The 16,190-nt window shown below is 42.7% G+C and carries 18 protein-coding genes; 7 read left to right on the forward strand and 11 right to left on the reverse strand.

Annotated features, from left to right (window positions below; all coding sequences use genetic code 11):
- Nucleotides 1-151: 151 nt before the first annotated feature.
- The 4 genes from ACU1JV_RS08430 to ACU1JV_RS08445 form a co-directional block, all read right to left on the reverse strand.
- On the reverse strand, nt 152-436 hold the full coding sequence (locus ACU1JV_RS08430) for a hypothetical protein (protein ID WP_413985662.1): 285 nt from the start codon (nt 434-436) through the stop codon (nt 152-154).
- Nucleotides 390-695, reverse strand: a complete 306-nt coding sequence (locus tag ACU1JV_RS08435; RefSeq protein ID WP_337681955.1) for a hypothetical protein — start codon at nt 693-695, stop codon at nt 390-392. The genes ACU1JV_RS08430 and ACU1JV_RS08435 overlap by 47 nt, the downstream gene beginning before the upstream one ends.
- 143 nt (nt 696-838) lie before the next feature.
- Nucleotides 839-1,294, reverse strand: a complete 456-nt coding sequence (locus ACU1JV_RS08440; protein WP_337681954.1) for a DinB family protein — start codon at nt 1,292-1,294, stop codon at nt 839-841.
- 388 nt (nt 1,295-1,682) lie between these two features.
- The gene (locus tag ACU1JV_RS08445) at nt 1,683-2,570 is read right to left on the reverse strand and encodes an AraC family transcriptional regulator (RefSeq protein WP_413985661.1); all 888 of its coding nucleotides are present in this window, start codon (nt 2,568-2,570) and stop codon (nt 1,683-1,685) included.
- A gap of 109 nt (nt 2,571-2,679) precedes the next feature.
- Here ACU1JV_RS08445 and ACU1JV_RS08450 point away from each other — a divergent pair, with 109 nt between their 5' ends.
- On the forward strand, nt 2,680-3,582 hold the full coding sequence (locus ACU1JV_RS08450; RefSeq protein WP_413985660.1) for an EamA family transporter: 903 nt from the start codon (nt 2,680-2,682) through the stop codon (nt 3,580-3,582).
- A 145-nt stretch (nt 3,583-3,727) separates the two neighbouring features.
- On the opposite strand, the gene ACU1JV_RS08455 is transcribed toward ACU1JV_RS08450, so the two are convergent.
- On the reverse strand, nt 3,728-4,777 hold the full coding sequence (locus ACU1JV_RS08455) for an NAD(P)-dependent alcohol dehydrogenase (RefSeq protein WP_413985659.1): 1,050 nt from the start codon (nt 4,775-4,777) through the stop codon (nt 3,728-3,730).
- A gap of 82 nt (nt 4,778-4,859) precedes the next feature.
- Complete coding sequence (locus ACU1JV_RS08460) at nt 4,860-6,029, reverse strand: MFS transporter (protein ID WP_413985658.1); 1,170 nt, start codon at nt 6,027-6,029, stop codon at nt 4,860-4,862.
- A gap of 200 nt (nt 6,030-6,229) precedes the next feature.
- Between ACU1JV_RS08460 and ACU1JV_RS08465 the strand changes: the two genes are divergently transcribed.
- Entirely contained in the window at nt 6,230-6,778 is a 549-nt protein-coding gene (locus ACU1JV_RS08465) for a TetR/AcrR family transcriptional regulator (RefSeq protein WP_013369642.1), read from the forward strand.
- Between the two features lie 113 nt (nt 6,779-6,891).
- Here the strand turns inward: ACU1JV_RS08465 and csaA are convergent, their stop codons facing one another.
- Entirely contained in the window at nt 6,892-7,224 is a 333-nt protein-coding gene (gene csaA, locus ACU1JV_RS08470) for a chaperone CsaA (protein ID WP_040102014.1), read from the reverse strand.
- A gap of 59 nt (nt 7,225-7,283) precedes the next feature.
- Nucleotides 7,284-8,186, reverse strand: coding sequence for a DMT family transporter (locus tag ACU1JV_RS08475; RefSeq protein WP_058829020.1), 903 nt, complete (start codon nt 8,184-8,186; stop codon nt 7,284-7,286).
- 158 nt (nt 8,187-8,344) lie between these two features.
- Between ACU1JV_RS08475 and ACU1JV_RS08480 the strand changes: the two genes are divergently transcribed.
- Nucleotides 8,345-9,244: an AraC family transcriptional regulator gene (locus ACU1JV_RS08480; protein ID WP_413985657.1), complete on the forward strand. Its 900-nt coding sequence runs from the start codon at nt 8,345-8,347 to the stop codon at nt 9,242-9,244.
- A gap of 229 nt (nt 9,245-9,473) precedes the next feature.
- On the opposite strand, the gene ACU1JV_RS08485 is transcribed toward ACU1JV_RS08480, so the two are convergent.
- The 3 genes from ACU1JV_RS08485 to ACU1JV_RS08495 are packed head-to-tail and all read right to left on the reverse strand — an operon-like array spanning nt 9,474 to nt 11,709.
- Entirely contained in the window at nt 9,474-10,226 is a 753-nt protein-coding gene (locus tag ACU1JV_RS08485; protein WP_013369637.1) for an amino acid ABC transporter ATP-binding protein, read from the reverse strand.
- A 15-nt stretch (nt 10,227-10,241) separates the two neighbouring features.
- Nucleotides 10,242-10,901 (reverse strand): amino acid ABC transporter permease, encoded by a 660-nt coding sequence (locus ACU1JV_RS08490; RefSeq protein WP_013369636.1) that lies wholly within the window; start codon nt 10,899-10,901, stop codon nt 10,242-10,244.
- Nucleotides 10,902-10,941: 40 nt separating this feature from the next.
- Nucleotides 10,942-11,709, reverse strand: coding sequence for an amino acid ABC transporter substrate-binding protein (locus ACU1JV_RS08495; RefSeq protein WP_058829018.1), 768 nt, complete (start codon nt 11,707-11,709; stop codon nt 10,942-10,944).
- Nucleotides 11,710-12,027: 318 nt separating this feature from the next.
- Between ACU1JV_RS08495 and ACU1JV_RS08500 the strand changes: the two genes are divergently transcribed.
- From ACU1JV_RS08500 to ACU1JV_RS08515, 4 genes are all read left to right on the forward strand, one after another.
- Nucleotides 12,028-12,954, forward strand: a complete 927-nt coding sequence (locus tag ACU1JV_RS08500; RefSeq protein WP_013369634.1) for an ABC transporter permease — start codon at nt 12,028-12,030, stop codon at nt 12,952-12,954.
- 1 nt (nt 12,955) lies between these two features.
- Entirely contained in the window at nt 12,956-13,906 is a 951-nt protein-coding gene (locus ACU1JV_RS08505; RefSeq protein ID WP_264216666.1) for an ABC transporter permease, read from the forward strand.
- 182 nt (nt 13,907-14,088) lie between these two features.
- On the forward strand, nt 14,089-15,732 hold the full coding sequence (locus tag ACU1JV_RS08510) for a peptide ABC transporter substrate-binding protein (protein ID WP_413985656.1): 1,644 nt from the start codon (nt 14,089-14,091) through the stop codon (nt 15,730-15,732).
- Nucleotides 15,732-16,112 (forward strand): DUF3899 domain-containing protein, encoded by a 381-nt coding sequence (locus ACU1JV_RS08515; protein ID WP_090736593.1) that lies wholly within the window; start codon nt 15,732-15,734, stop codon nt 16,110-16,112. The genes ACU1JV_RS08510 and ACU1JV_RS08515 overlap by 1 nt, the downstream gene beginning before the upstream one ends.
- Nucleotides 16,113-16,190 lie beyond the last annotated feature (78 nt).

The following is a 16,190-nucleotide window of genomic DNA, read 5'->3' on the forward strand; positions in this document are numbered from 1 at the left end:
ACCACATGATACCACGTATTTGAACTATCCTGCCCGTTAGCTTAATGATTCGTCATCAGTCTAGAATTTTATTTTCTTCTGACACCGATATAATAAAAAAAGCCGCTTAAATAGCGACTTTCAATAGGAAATGTCTATGTACATACTATTTTCAATCTTCCCTTTTTACCGGATAGCCTATTTCCTGGATATCCTCTTCAAGATCAACGAGTTCTAATTCTTTATCTAGACCTTTAAGCATTTCCCAATCCAAAGGCTCTATATCGAATATTCGCTGTACGAGCGACCGGTCCAGTGAAATCTCGTAATACTCCGTTGCCCAAGCATAGTAATAATCCGCTTTGCCGTTTAAAACATGCAACAGTTTGTAGGCTTCGGCATCCAGTTCCTTACTTGCGGACCATGCCTGGCTGCCTTGCAACTTCCATAACATCATGTGGCCCATGCACCTGATTGAACCGCTGGTCAAACCCTTTGATGATCAGTCCGTTTGGCTGAAACAGCGCAAAATAGTGATCCCCTTCGCCGTCCCTCATCGATGCCATCTGTTCATTCTCATCCCAATGGGCGTTGTACGAATAATATCGGTATTCCCACTCCGGCATAAGGATAGCGTCCAGGATGGCTGCAGCTTGAAATATACGTCTGCTCACCTCGAGGTCGGGAAGCATGCCAATGAAGTTTGAATCTGTCATATTCCATTTCTCCTCTACCCGGTTCTCTTTTATAACTCTCCATTATAAACCATAGATACTGGAAGAAGTGACAACAAAAAAGCCACGGTATCCCGTAGTTTTCTGCTGAGTAAGCCTCAAACCAATTGAGCTATCGTTCCCCGTTAGAGTCTCGTGAACGTGATGTAATCGACTTGGGCAGGCTCTGCCGATTCGATCCGAAGTGCCCGGTTGATCTGTCCCCGGTGATATTGCCCATGTAAGAGGACCTGCGACAGGATGTCCCGGGCGGACGTTCGGAACGGAACCCCGCTCTGGTTCCCATAGTCAATCATCTCATCCAGCTCGAATTCCTTGAGCCCTTCGATATAGACGCGATATTGCTCAGCGTTTTCTTCGAACATCGTCCGGATCGCCGTCAGGTCTTCCGTTTCCTCCCACAACGAATATTGCGCGCTACCCTTGCCCTGCAATCGGTCCAGCCAGACTCGTTCCGCGACCGAAACGTGCCGAACCAGCTTCAGAAGGTCCTTGTTCTTCGTCTTACTCTCCTCGAGCGCGTCCAAGATGCGTCCGTCCGCCCAGTATAGGTGGTCCATCATGCACTTGATTGTCTTCAATTCGGTCTCCCCCTCTTCTTTTCATCGATTACTTGAACCTAGTGTATCTCGTTAGTTTAGCGACTTCAAACTTTTAAATACTTATCACACGCCATACAGATTTGCCAATGAAGTTACAGACTTACCTGTAACGTTTAGGATAAGGTTGTTTGTGAGATTTGTAAAAAAAGTCGGCACCAAGTGGAACAAGAACGAAGTGGTCTGAATGGTGTTGTACAAGCGATAGCGATGGGAATTGGCGTCCCAGCGAACAAATAAAGTCAACCGATCCTGAGTCTCAAAAAGTGAATCAAAAAATCAGTGAGTATATGGAGGTGCTGAAGATAAGCGAGTCAACTTCCCTACACTCCGCAGCAGCGTTCATCCATGGGTATCGAAGCCCTAATTATCAATCATCCATTTTTGATCTTTTGTAGGCTAGTGGTGTCATATTCATCGCTTTTCTGAATCTTTCTATAAAATAGCTCGTACTGTTAAATCCGACCTTATAGGCAACTTCTGTAACGTTGGATTCTGCTTGTTGCAGTAAGACTAAACTTTTTTGAATCCGATAATCCATTACATAATTCAACGGAGTTACCTTTAAAATTCGTTTGAAATATAAGCAGCACTCCGAACGGCTCAATTGACCCGCTTTTGCAATATCATCTAATGTGACTTTTTCAGCATAATGCAAATAGATCCAATTTAACATTTGCTTGATCCGTTGACTCTTTACCATTTCCATCTGGTCGTATTCTAATTGAAAGCCATTAATGACTAAGTTTTTCCAAATCAGTGTTAAATGCATGGTAATATCCATCTCAAAGTATGGTGATTTTTGTTGAATATATTGATTCATTTTCAAAATGGCATCTAAAATGTTTTTACCCCAAAGCTCGTCCGAATCTATGTATACATAAGGTAAATTAGTCGCTTGAATATAAGGAGCTACGTAGGGTGTGTAAAGCTCTTGTGATAAAACGAAATGAGGAGAAACATTTAGACAGATATAGACGCAACCCGATTCATTCTTATCTTCCGCCATGTGTAGGCAGCCACTATTTATAAACAACCCATCACCTTGTCGTACGATTCGTTTATCCTCATTTATTTGAAAGATCGCTTCCCCTTTTTCAACCAAAACAAATTGAATTTCATCATGCCAATGAAGTGGTACATATCCATGTATATTTTGGTTAATTGTTGTTTCATAACACGCCACCGGTAATACGACCGTCCGATGCTCAGTTAGTTCTTTTAGGTTTTGGTCAATCATAAAATTTTTTATTTGCAAATCACCACAACCTCAATATATTTATATTTTATCATCAAATTCAAGTATAATTTAAAATATTTTTCACCTATTATAACACTATTATTATATTTCAAGGTGGAGAATATTCATGGATAAATCAACTAGAAGAACAGGATTATTTCTTGTTATCACAGGAGCTATATTCTGGGGGATCAGTGGGACCGTTGCAAAAAAACTTTTTCTACAAATCGATGTAAATTGGCTTGTAACAACACGCTTGCTCATAGCTGGTGTTTTACTCTTGGCCCTTCAATTTTTAATAAAAGACCGTACACAAATATGGGGTGTATGGAAAAATAGAAAGACCGCTTTCCAACTCATTGTCTACGGTTTGGTTGGTATGCTAGCGGTTCAATATACGTATATGGCATCCATTCAGAGTGGTAATGCCGCTGTTGCGACATTATTACAGTATTTAGCACCTGTAATGATTATTATCTATTTAGTTCTGCGAAAGCACCTGGTCTTCACACGAAAGGATCTGTCAGCTATTTTTCTGGCTTTAGTGGGTTGTTTTTTCTTGTTAACAAATGGCTCTATTTCTCAACTATCCGTTCCGAAGATCGCAATCGTGTGGGGTCTTTTATCAGCAGTAGCCCTGGCTTTTTATACCTTATACGCAATTCCTCTTTTGAAGCAATACGATTCCCTGGTTATTGTGGGTTGGGCGATGGTCATCGGCGGTTTTGGACTAAGCTTGATTCATCCACCCTGGCAGATCGATTTTAAAAGCTTGACCCTAGAAACCTATTTATATCTAGCATTCGTTATTATATTCGGCACAATGATAGCATTTTGGTTCTATATAGAAAGTTTACAAAGCCTTTCACCTAAAGAAACAAGCTTTCTAAGTAGTTTGGAACCACTAGCTGCTGTTTTAACAACTGTATTTTGGTTAAAAGAACCCTTTGGTTTTTTCCAATGGATTGGTGTATTATGTATCATCGGACTGATATTGTTACTGGCATTCAATAAAAAGTCTTCTTCATAAATCCTGCCTTCATGTGTACGTTATGCACCGGTCCCTCAGGCTGAATCAAGGCTACTAGCCTCAATCTTGAATATGGTTTCTCCCATTAAGTAAAAGAGGCACATCAGTGTAGATGTGCCTCTCTCATTTTGCCTAGAATCATTCGTTATTCATTCTCCATCGTGCTGATGTCGATCACAAATCGATACCGTATGTCTGAAGCTAGTACTCGCTCCCAGGCTTCATCAATCTGGTTAGCCGAAATAACCTCGATCTCTGGAGTGATAGAGTGTTCAGCGCAAAAGTTAAGCATTTCCTGCGTTTCGCGGATACCGCCAATCATCGATCCAGCAAACGACCGACGATGACCGATAAGAGATAAGACTTGAACAGGCAATGGCTCCGCTGGCGCACCAACATTGACCAATGTACCGTCCAGTGCCAGCAATGAAAGGTAGGCGTTAATGTCGATTTTCGCGCTGACCGTATTCACAATCAGGTCGAACGAACCGGCCAGTTTCTTAAACGTTTCCGGATCGTTCGTGGCATAATAATGATCCGCACCAAGCCGCAAACCGTCTTCTTTCTTATTCAATGTTTGTGATAAAACCGTAACCTCTGCCCCCATGGCATGAGCAAGCTTTACAGCCATGTGTCCAAGCCCGCCAAGTCCAACAACAGCTATCTTTTTGCCAGGAGCGGCTCCCCAATGGCGCAGCGGCGAATACGTTGTAATGCCGGCACACAGCAAAGGAGCAGCGACATCAAGCTCTATACCATCAGGAATGCTAACTACGAAGTCTTCAGTTACGACGATGTGAGAGGAGTAACCACCTTGCGTATATTGCCCGTATCTGTCGTAGGCTCCATAGGTGCCCGTATTACCATTTAGACAATACTGCTCTTCTCCCTGATGACAGTTAACGCACTCTCCGCAGGAGTCAACCATACAGCCTACCCCTACTCGGTCGCCAACGGCAAACTTTCTGACCTCCGAACCAACCTGGGTGACAATTCCGGCAATCTCGTGCCCTGGAACGAGCGGATAGTTCACCGGTCCCCACTCGCCGCGAGCTGTATGAATATCAGAGTGGCAAATACCAGCGTACTTAATCTCAATGAGAACATCATGCGGTTGGAGATACCTGCGTTCTATCGTGGTCAGTTTGAATGGACCTTCTGGACTGAATGTAGCGCGTGCATTAGTAGTTATCATTATCGTATAACCTCCTGCAATTCATGAATTATTGGTTATTTTAATCGTGTTACTTAGCCTATTTAAACATGGAGACAATTCCTTATCTTGAAAGTGATCGAGTGAGAGTAAACATGTAGTTTCTTAGTAAAATGGCTACAAAACCTAAAACCAATGATAGTAGTCCCACAAATATGACGTATTGTGTACCCATTTCTGCTATAAAGAATCCACCGACTGTGGCACCAAATGTTACTCCCAAGTTAGCAGATGTTAAAAATAATCCATTAGCGAAATCAGGCGCTTCAGGAGTAGAAGACGTCATCAGATATTGATTCATATTCCCCCCGAAACCGGCTAATATTCCCCAAATTAATGTTATGATCGCCATGGGTACGCTAAGCTGTCCTGTGAAGAACATAATGATGTAAATAGCTCCCAGTACAAAAGGGAAAGACACGACAGATTTGATCGCACTATTAATAAGTAGCTTTCCTGCGACTACATTTCCAATAATGTTGGCTCCACCGTATATAAACAACATTAAGCTAATTGTATTCGAAGACATATTCGTAACAGTTTTCAAATATTCAGCAAAATAACTGTAAACACCGAATATTGCTGAGTTCATTAAAATAACAGTCACAATGGAAAGCCAAGTAGCTGGTTTTTTTAATACAGATAATTGTGCTCCGTAAGAAAGTCTTTCCTCAACGGGCATCGATGGTACAAATAGTAATGTAGCGATAAATACCATAATGTTTACGGCAGCAAAGAATACCATCGACATCTGTAAAGAAGCAGCACTTGCAATCAAACTTGCGATTGGTACACCGATTACCATACCGGCAGATACTCCAATAAAAACTTTCGAAACAGCTTTTGGAGCTTCTTCCTGACTAACCGAGGCCGCAGCTACAGTAAATGCCAATGAACAATATACAGGATGAAAAAGTGCAGGTACTGCACGAGCAACAAGTGCAATCGTAAAATTAGTCGTAAAAATTGAGACGACATTCCCTAAAACGAAAACACCAAGCACAAGTAACATGACCTTTTTCCGATTTATACCCGAAAACAATAAAGGTAAGATGGGCCCAGACACTGCAACCGCAAGTGCAAAAGAACTTACCAACCATCCTGCTGTTGATGCACTCACATGAAAGTGTTCAGCAATGGAGGGCAATAAGCCGATCACCCCCATTTCGGTATTTAAAATGCCGAAGACTCCTATGGTTAATATAAATACAAGTAAATTTTTCTGATTAACCAAAATCAAGGTTCCTCTCTTCACTTTTGAAATTACCTATACAACACGAAGTTGATAAGCAAAGCAGATTGTTTAATCAACTCATGTCTATTATTATATGATTAAGAAGCGTAAAAACAATGGTTAAAAATCCGCGATATGTTGATATATCAACACATGAATCAAAAGTGTTAATTATCGCAGAAGGCTAGGTGACATTTTCGATGACCAAAGTGGATCGGAGAATTCTTAAAACTCAAGAATCCTTGAAAAAAGCTGTTATTGAACTGATGACTGAAAAAAACTTTGATGAGATTACCATTCAGGATATTGCGGACCGGGCAAATGTAAACCGCGGAACCATTTATCTTCATTATCAGGACAAATATGATTTATTGGATAAACTCATAGAGACACACCTTAACGAATTAGGGGAGATGGATAAGTGGGCATGTGAGTTGGATTGGACCGATGCTCTTGTACCTTACTTTGAATATTTTAAGGAAAATTATTTATTTTTTTCGACCATGTTAGCAAGTAAAGGGACACCATCATCTTTTAGAACTCGGCTTTTTGCCTCTTTTATTGAAGGATTTAAAGGTGAGATCGACAGAGAAAGCAGCAGGAATACTGAATTAAGTGAAGATGTTATGTTGCAATATGCTGGAAACGCCTATGTAGGGATAATTGAGTGGTGGATTCGGAATGGGATGCCATATCCGCCGCAAGTTATGGCCAAACAAGTCGGGGTTTTGTTAGAGAGAAGTCTATAGTTTATAACAAGAGCGTACTGCATAACTTTGCCAGTACGCTCTTGAACTTTAATCATATTTTTCCATTCAGCTGCAATTCAACCCAGCTTGATGGATTAAACAGGATCGATTTATCACCCAATAGGTGTTCCATCAGGCAGTTTAATATCTGGTTTCAATAGAACCACGTCCCCCTTTTCGGGGATTCCTCCAAGGACTAATACTTCTGAATCAAAGCCTGCTATCCGTCGAGGAGGAAAGTTGACTACAGCTATGATTTGTTCCCCTATAATCTCTTCAGCCACATATCTTTTTGTAATTTGTGCACTCGATGTTTTTATTCCAATATCTTGTCCAAAATCGATTTCAAGTTTAATAGCAGGAACTTTCGCTTCTGCAAAAAACTCAGCTTTAATTATAGTTCCAACCCGAATATCGAGTTTCAAAAAATCATCAATCGTTGCCATGTAAACATTCTCCTCATCGATTGTATTCTTAAAAATTTCGCGATAATCAGCAAACAATTTTAATATTTTGCAACTGTATACTTTAAGGATTTTGCCCAAAAATACATCCCCATACCGAATAAAGTCATGATTCCACCTATGAATTGAAATGCAGACATGATTTCTCCTAAAAATAAGTAGGCGAGAAGTATGGCGAGAACCGGCTCTCCAATAATACCCACTGACACAGTAGTTGCCCCCATTGACTTCAACAGCAGATTAAAAATATATTGACCAAAAATAGTTGGAATTACTGCAAGTAATAAAAAATACGTCCATTCCGACGAGTCATATTCGGTCAAGGAATAATGATTCACCAAATTGTAGACTAGCAGGACACTGCCGCCAAGAAAAAAAACAATCACACTATAAAAATTTGCATTTATTTTGTGACTTACCTTCTGTCCTGCCAGCATATAAGCTGAAATCAAGATTGTTCCTAATAAAGACAACCCATCTCCGATTAGTGCCTCTTTCGAAGTCCCAATGTCTCCCCAAGCTATAATGATTGAACCGATAAGAGCAGCGATCAAACAAAAAATAGTGAATAGGCTTGCTCGTTCTCTAAACATAAAGTAGGAACCAATCATTACAAATAAAGGCTGTAAGGATAAGATGACCATGGAGCTCGCAACTGAGGTATACACCAAAGATTCCATCCAGAATAAGAAATGTAATCCGAGAAAAAGACCAGCCATAAAAACGGTACCCCAATCTTTTTGGGTCATTTTTATGGAACGGAGCATTTTCCAGGGTACGAAAGGAAGCATTAGTATGACTGACATATACAATCTATACATTCCAGCCACGGAGGTTGGAGTGTCTGAGGATTTTATCATGATGGAAGAGATGGAAACCGACAAAATACTGATGAACAGCAAAAAGTATGGATGCAAGGGTAGAGACGTTTTATTTATTTTCATAATGATCCTCTCAGTTGTTTTTGAGCAATTCTCTGTGCACAGAAAATTTGAATAATAAACTGAACTGTGTATAATAATATCACCGCTTTTATTTATTTTGTGTAATTATATCTTTTATTTATATAGGAATATCGTCATAAGAAAGGACTTTCATTTTAATGGAAAAACAATTGCACGAGACCATTCTCTATCCCGATGTTTCATTTCCATACATCATGTACACCCATACGATCCACGAAAGTATTCCTAAAGGTAGAGGATTTAACGATTTACATTGGCATGAAGAACTACAGATCACTTTGGTTACTAAAGGAAAACTAGTTATACAAGTTAACGGAATTGATCATGAATTAGACACAGGTCAGGCCATTTTAATTAATAAAGGTGTTCTTCACGTTACTACACAACTTTCACACAACGGTCAATATGTCAGCTTTAATTTCCCGGAGAAGCTGCTGGCCTTTTATGCAGATAGCGCGATGGAAAAAAATTATGTACTGCCTTATACAAACTCTTCCTTAGTGTCACTAGTAATTAAGGGAGATGTTCAATGGCAAATTCAAATACTGCAAATGCTTTGGGATATGAAACAGAAGTTTGATATGAAAAAAAAGTGGGGTTGGGAATATGAGGTATCCATCAAAACGGCACAATTATGGTTAATCTTAATATCTAATATTTCTCTTTCTTCTGAGGAAGCACCTAAATACGTGAAAATACAACAGGAAAGACTTCAATTGATGCTTAGCTTTATCCATCAAAACTACACAAACAACATAACACTACAAGAAATTGCCGCTATAGCACATTTAAGTGTTTCAGAATGCACTCGTAGTTTTAAGCGAACCATTCATATGACACCTTATGATTATTTGATCAAATATCGCATCAAGAAAAGCAGCGAGTTATTAACCTCCACACAATATACCATAACTGAAATAGCCCACAAAGTGGGCTTCAATCATGTAAATCACTTCATTCAGTCTTTTAAAAAACACTATAAAAAAACACCCAAAGAATTCCAGAAATTCAGAAATGATTTTATGATTAAGGAATGAAGTAGCCAGTATTTTGAACTGCAAAAAAGGAGATAGCGCTCGCCCTCTCCCTTGCTCTTCCTACTTACACTTCCTGCTTAAAAACATAGTACTTACACAGGTGGTCGGTGAGCGGAGCGGGCAGAATTGTTCTGAAGAAGCGGAGCGTTCGCCGTTACAACAGCGATCGGAAGAATGATCTGCACGCGTAGCGCCTCCCCGACATACTCCCAAACAAACAACTATGTTTTTAATCCCCCACCCGATTCAAAAACACCTTCGTCCGCTCCAACTGCGGATTGCCAAAAATCTGCTCCGGTGTACCGGATTCTGCAATTTCTCCATTGTCCATAAAAATGACGCGATCTGCCACATCCCTCGCGAAATTCATTTCGTGGGTCACGATGACCATCGTCATATGCTCCTCAGCCAGCTTTTTGATCACTCGCAGTACCTCACCTGTCAGCTCGGGGTCAAGGGCCGAGGTTGGCTCGTCAAACAGTAAAATATCAGGGTTCATCATCATTGCCCGGGCAATCGCCACCCGCTGCTTCTGTCCCCCCGACAATCGGGACGGATACGCATCCGCTTTGTCCGCCAAGCCGACTTTAGCGAGCAACTCGGCGCTCTGGCGTCGCAACTCAGCCTTGCTCACCTTTTTCACCAGCTTTGGAGCCAGTTCCAGATTATCCTGCACCGTCAAATGAGGAAAGAGATTAAAATGCTGAAACACCATGCCCATTCCGGTAGTAATGCTCTTAATGTCGCCTGCCGGAGCATAGTGACCGTTTTCCACCAGGGCTTTATCATGGATGCGAATCGTCCCGCCTGTCACATCCTCCAGATGCACCAAGCTGCGAAGCATGGTACTTTTCCCTGAACCTGAAGGACCGATGACAGCTACAACCTCGCCCGACTTCACGTTAAAGCTCACTCTTTTCAGAACGTCGAGCTGGCCGAATGATTTTTTCAAATCGGTTACTTCTATTGCGTTAGTGTTCATATCCCGACATTCCTTTTACTCGAATTTAAAACGTTTTTCCAGTGCTCTGAAGAATATTGTAAGCACCAAAGCCATCAATAAATAAATAACTGCCGCTACAACATAAGGCACAATCGAGAAATCACGGTTTACAGCCGTATTGGCAAAATGCAAAAGTTCCGGTACTGCTACCGCATACAGCAAAGCCGTATCTTTCACCAGGGTCGTCGCCTCATTGGTTACCGCAGGCAAAGCAATCCGTACCATTTGCGGCACAATAACTCTAATCAACGTCTGCGACTTGCTTAAGCCCAGCACTTGCGAAGCCTCGTATTGCCCTTTATCAATCGACAACATCCCGCCTCTAAAAATCTCTGCAAAATAAGCCGCATAATTCAGTACAAATGCCAGTACCGCAGCCGTTGTCCGGTCCAGTACCAGATATTCCCCAATGACAGGCAACATCGGCAGACCAAAACAAAAGAACAATAATTGCAGCAAAAGCGGCGTGCCTCTTATAACATAAATGTACGTGTGCATCAGCCAGGCAATAGGCTTAAACCGACTTTTGGCCAGCAGCGTAACGATAAACCCGAGCGGAATAGACAAGATGAGCGTAATGAAAAATAAAATAATCGTCATCTGTGCCCCTTCAAGCATAGGCTTCATAATTCGTAAAATATATTCCATACTCATAACCTTCGACTCCTAAATCCTTAGTTCATTACATTACGTATTAATTTAATACTTTATCTTCACCGAACCATTTTTTTGAAATCTCAGCCGCTTTTCCGTTCTTGTGCAGCTTATCCAAAGCAGATTGCAGTTGCGTCAACAGCTCTTCATTCCCCTTTTTCACGCCGATGCCATATTCCTCAGGAGCCAGTGATTCATCAAGCAGCTTATACGTCCCTTGTTCCTTGGACATATAATACTTGGCAACAACTTCATCAATGACAACTGCATCCAGGCGACCAGTTTTCAGATCTGTCAAAGCAAGAACGTTATCCGGGTACTCCGACACTGACTTCAATTTACTTTTGATCGGATTCGCATCTAGTGCGTCGGCTGCTGAGGACAACGTTTGGAGGCCCACCGTTTTGCCCGCCAGATCAGCCAGCTTGGAAAGACTGGAGGTAGCTGGAACGACAATGACCTGACTATTTTTCAGATATGGTTTTGTGAACAGCACCTTTTCCTTACGCTCATCTGTAATGGTGTATCCATTCCAAATGAGATCAATACGTCCACTGTTCAGCTCGGATTCTTTGGCAGACCAGTCGATCGGCTGGAATTCCACTTGCTTGCCCATTTGTTCCCCGGCCGCCTTCGCATAATCAATATCAAAACCGGTCAGCTCATTATTTTCATCTCTAAAGCCCATCGGCGCGAATTTATCATCAATTCCAATAATCAACTTGCTGTTATCTTTACCGCCGGAACATCCGGCCAACACGATCATAATCAAACCAATCATCATCGTAAACATGGCTGCTTTTCTCATCTTATTCCCCTCCAACAATGGTGACCCCCATATTCAAGAACAGGTGGCAAACGCTTTAGTTCGTTAACACGTTATCAGAGTATCATCATAACATACCGCAGGATACTCGTCGAGAGGAATCAGCGGATTCTTAGCCTTATAAAAATGGAAAACTTGTGACGAAAATTTGACCTGTGTTCTATAATGTAAAACCTTACCTTGACATGTTACCTTATCCGTTTTATCATTTCCTAGTATTCTTATATACTTTTATTTATTTTAAAAATTCAACAACAATAGAATGAAAATCAGCTTGATAGACAGGAGAAATATAGTCCCATGTACATTTTAAAACGTCTTTTCACGATGCTCATTACGTTATGGATTATCGTCACTTTAACGTTTATTATCATGCACATCATTCCGGGTGATCCGTTCTCGAACGATTCCAAGACTATTCCGGAGGCTGTATTGCAAAACATGCGTGCCAGGTACAATCTGGACAAGCCGCTCGCTGTGCAGTATGTATTGTATCTCAAAAATCTGCTCGTGCTGGATATGGGGCCGTCTATTCAATCGAAAACAACCGACGTAAATATGCTTATCGCCAGAGGCTTTCCACCTTCTGCACTGCTGGGTATTCAATCCATCGTGGTTGCGATTATAGCCGGTATTTCACTCGGAACATTGGCTGCTTTACACCATAATCGACCACTGGATTATATTTCAATGTTTATCGCCATTGTGGGTATTTCCGTCCCCAGCTTCATATTAGCGCCATTGTTAATCAAGTATGTTGCCGTCAAATGGCATCTGCTTCCGGTCGCCTCATGGGGAACCTGGCAGCACACGGTGCTTCCATCGCTAGCTCTCGCTGTTTCACCTCTTGCTGTTATCGCCCGTTTTATGCGGACAAGTATGCTGGAAGTCATGCATGAGGAATACATACGCACCGCCAAAGCGAAAGGGTTGTCCTCTTGGGCAATAGTCATTCGTCACGGACTACGCAATGCATTAATTCCGGTGCTGTCCTTTATCGGACCGCTATTCGCTTCTGTGATTACAGGTACCTTTGTCGTCGAAAAAATATTCGCCATTCCCGGCATCGGTAAATATTTCGTAGACAGTATCTTTAACCGGGATTATCCAGTCATTATGGGTACGACCATTTTCTACAGTGCCATTCTGGTCGTTACCTTATTTCTAATTGATATATCCTATCGCCTTGTCGATCCGCGAATCAAATTAGTCAGCAAAGGAGATTAACATGAAAGCAGCACCTACTGTCGAAAAGGACAGTCTGTTTAGTCTTGTAGACCGCAGCCAGATACCCACCCCCACGTTGACCAGACCCCAAGAGTCACCATGGCGGGATCGGCTTCGCAGACTTTTTAACAACAAGCTTGCTCTGTTGGGGTTTTCTCTACTTATCATTATTATTGTGCTAGCGATTGTCGGACCTTCCATGGTTCCTTATGCACCCAGTGATCAATCCCTTTTGAAAACGAACCTCTCTCCTTCGAAAGAGCATTGGTTTGGCACGGATGATCTGGGGAGAGACATATGGGCACGGACATGGGCCGGAGCTAGAATTTCACTTATGATTGGTTTTGCTGCTGCTGCCATTGATTTGGTGCTTGGCATTCTCGTCGGCTGTGTAGCTGGTTATTGTGCGGGACATGGTAAAACGGGCGACCGAATCGACAATGTCCTGATGCGTATTATTGAAATTTTGTACAGCATTCCTTATCTGCTGGTCATCATTCTGCTGCTCGTCATTATGAAGCCCGGCCTGCTCACGATGATTATTGCTTTATCAATTACCGGATGGGTCGGCATGGCTCGGGTGGTGCGTGGGCAAATCCTACAGCTCAAGCAGCAGGAATATGTGCTGGCCGCCCGCAGCTTGGGGACATCTCATTCACGCATTATTTTCAGGCACCTGCTGCCGAATGCAGCGGCCATCATAATCGTGAACCTGACGTTCACTATCCCGTCGGCTATCTTTGCCGAATCGTTCCTGAGTTTTCTCGGTCTGGGGATTCAGTCACCTTCAGCAAGCTGGGGAACAATGGCCAACGACTCGCTCGGCGTTATTTTAAGCGGTCAATGGTGGCGCTTATTCTTCCCCGGTCTGATGATATCGCTCACCATGCTGGCGTTCAACACACTTGGAGACGGGCTTCAGGATGCACTTGACCCGCGTTCACAGCATTAACAACACAGATATCCAAATTGGACAAGGAGGGGTGTCACCATGATCCGCAGCTTCTTGCCTAACCGCAGAAAAAACGGCAGTTCCTTTATGGAAGTGCGCACACGCGGCATACCTGCCGGAAAGGAGGTTGAATAAATCCCGGCTGATCGTTTAACTAACCATAATAATGGAGGAAAACCACGATGAAAAAAATGCATTGGATGACGATCATCTTACTTTTAGCCGTAACGGCTTTGGCAGGATGCTCTGGCACTGCAGACAAGACAGCAAGCAACGACTCGTCCGCTGCGTCTCAAGCAGATGTCCCGCAAGAAATTACAGCCAATCTGGCAGGTGGCGAGCCTTATACGCTGGACCCTGCTTTCGCATCAGATACAACGTCCTATTTTGTCATTGATAACCTGTATGAAGGGCTGTATACATACGACAAAGCCGGTAAAATCGTAGAAGGTGCTGCCAGCAAAGTAGACGTGTCTTCTGACGGCAAAACATACACCTTTACCATTCGTGACGGCGCAAAATGGTCGAATGGTGACCCGCTGACAGCTAAGGATTTTGAATACTCCTGGAAACGAGTCCTGAATCCGAAAACGGCTGCCTACGATCCTTCTGCCCTCTACTATATCAAAGGTGCCGAAGCGTACAACACAGGCAAAGGTAAAATTGAAGATGTAGGTGTTACAGCTAAAGATGATAAAACGCTTGTCGTTGAGCTAAAATCACCGCTGAGCTTCTTCCCAACGATTGCTGTCGGTCACGCCTATTTACCCGTGAACCAAGCTGTTGTGGAGAAAAGCGACAAATGGGCAGCAGAAGCTAACACGATTGTCGGCAACGGCGCGTATGTAGCCAAGGAATGGAAACATAACGAGCAAATTACGCTGACGAAAAACGATCAATACTGGAACAAAGATGCCATTACAATGGCAACGATTAACTTAAAAATGGTTCAAGACTCCACAACCTATTATCAAATGTACAAAACAGGCGATCTGGATCTGATCTTGAGCCTCCCTGTGGATACACTGGATCAGGAAAAGAGCAGCAAGGAATTCCTGTCGCACCCATCCTTCAGTGTGTACACGTATTCTTTCAACGTAAAACAAAAGCCGTTTGACAATAAAAAAATCAGACAGGCCATTGCCTACGCCATTGACCGTGAAGCACTGGCTACCAACGTAACCAAAGGTGGCGAAACTCCTGCATACGGCTATGTTCCATACGGAACGACAACACCGTCTGGCAAAGACTTCCGTGATGAAGCGCCGAAAAAATACTATGAGTTTGATGCAGCAAAAGCAAAACAATTGCTGGCTGAAGGACTGAAAGAAGAAAGTTTGACCAAGCTGCCACCGATCACCTTCAAGTACAACACGTCGGACAAGCATAAAAAAGTAGCTGAAGCCATTCAAGAAATGCTAAAAACGAACCTGGGCGTTGAAGTGACGCTGGAAAATCAGGAATGGAAAACATATATTGATACCTTTAAACAAAAGAACTTCCAGATCGCCCGTATGGGTTGGGAAGGAAACTTCCTTGATCCGCTTGGCGTATTGGGACACTATACTTCCAAAAATTCGAACAACTTTACCAACTGGAGCAACCCGGAGTATGACAAGCTGATCGAATCCTCAACCTTTGAGCTTGATCCGGCAAAACGCTTTGAACAGCTTCATCAGGCAGAAGACGTATTGATGGAAGATCTGCCGATTATTCCGATCCAGTTCTCTGCGGATACCGCATTAATCAGCCCTAAAATTCAAGGCATCGTATTTGACGCTCGTTCGAACCCAGATCTACGTTTTGCAAAACGGGTTGAAAAATAATGATTTTACGTTTCGGGATCACTGCCCTGATTGTCGGTACCTTAGGATTTTTATACGCCGCACCCCATCTCATGTATGGTCGTGAAAACCTGGCTACCGCAAATCTGCTATTTCTGTTAGGATTGCTGGGCTTGGTGATCAGTGCGATCTTCCATGTTCTGCAAAGTGGCTTTCTCACCCTCTTTCTGCGGGGATTTGCCGACATCGGGCAGTTATTCATTCGTCAATCCAAGGCATTACAGGAGGAAAATGAACGTTTGCGTTCCGATGAATCTCTGTCTGCCTGGAAAACATCCATGTTCCGCCACCTCAAGGTATATACTTCGGGGTGCGGGACGGGACTTTTACTTTGCTCGATAGTATTAATGGGGATGAGTTAAGGAAATGAGAAGCTTTCTTGCGGTTGGTGGACGCTGCGCGTGCAGATTGTTCTTCCGAACGCTTCGCTTCTCCAGAAC

The organism is Paenibacillus sp. T2-29, from assembly GCF_052921365.1.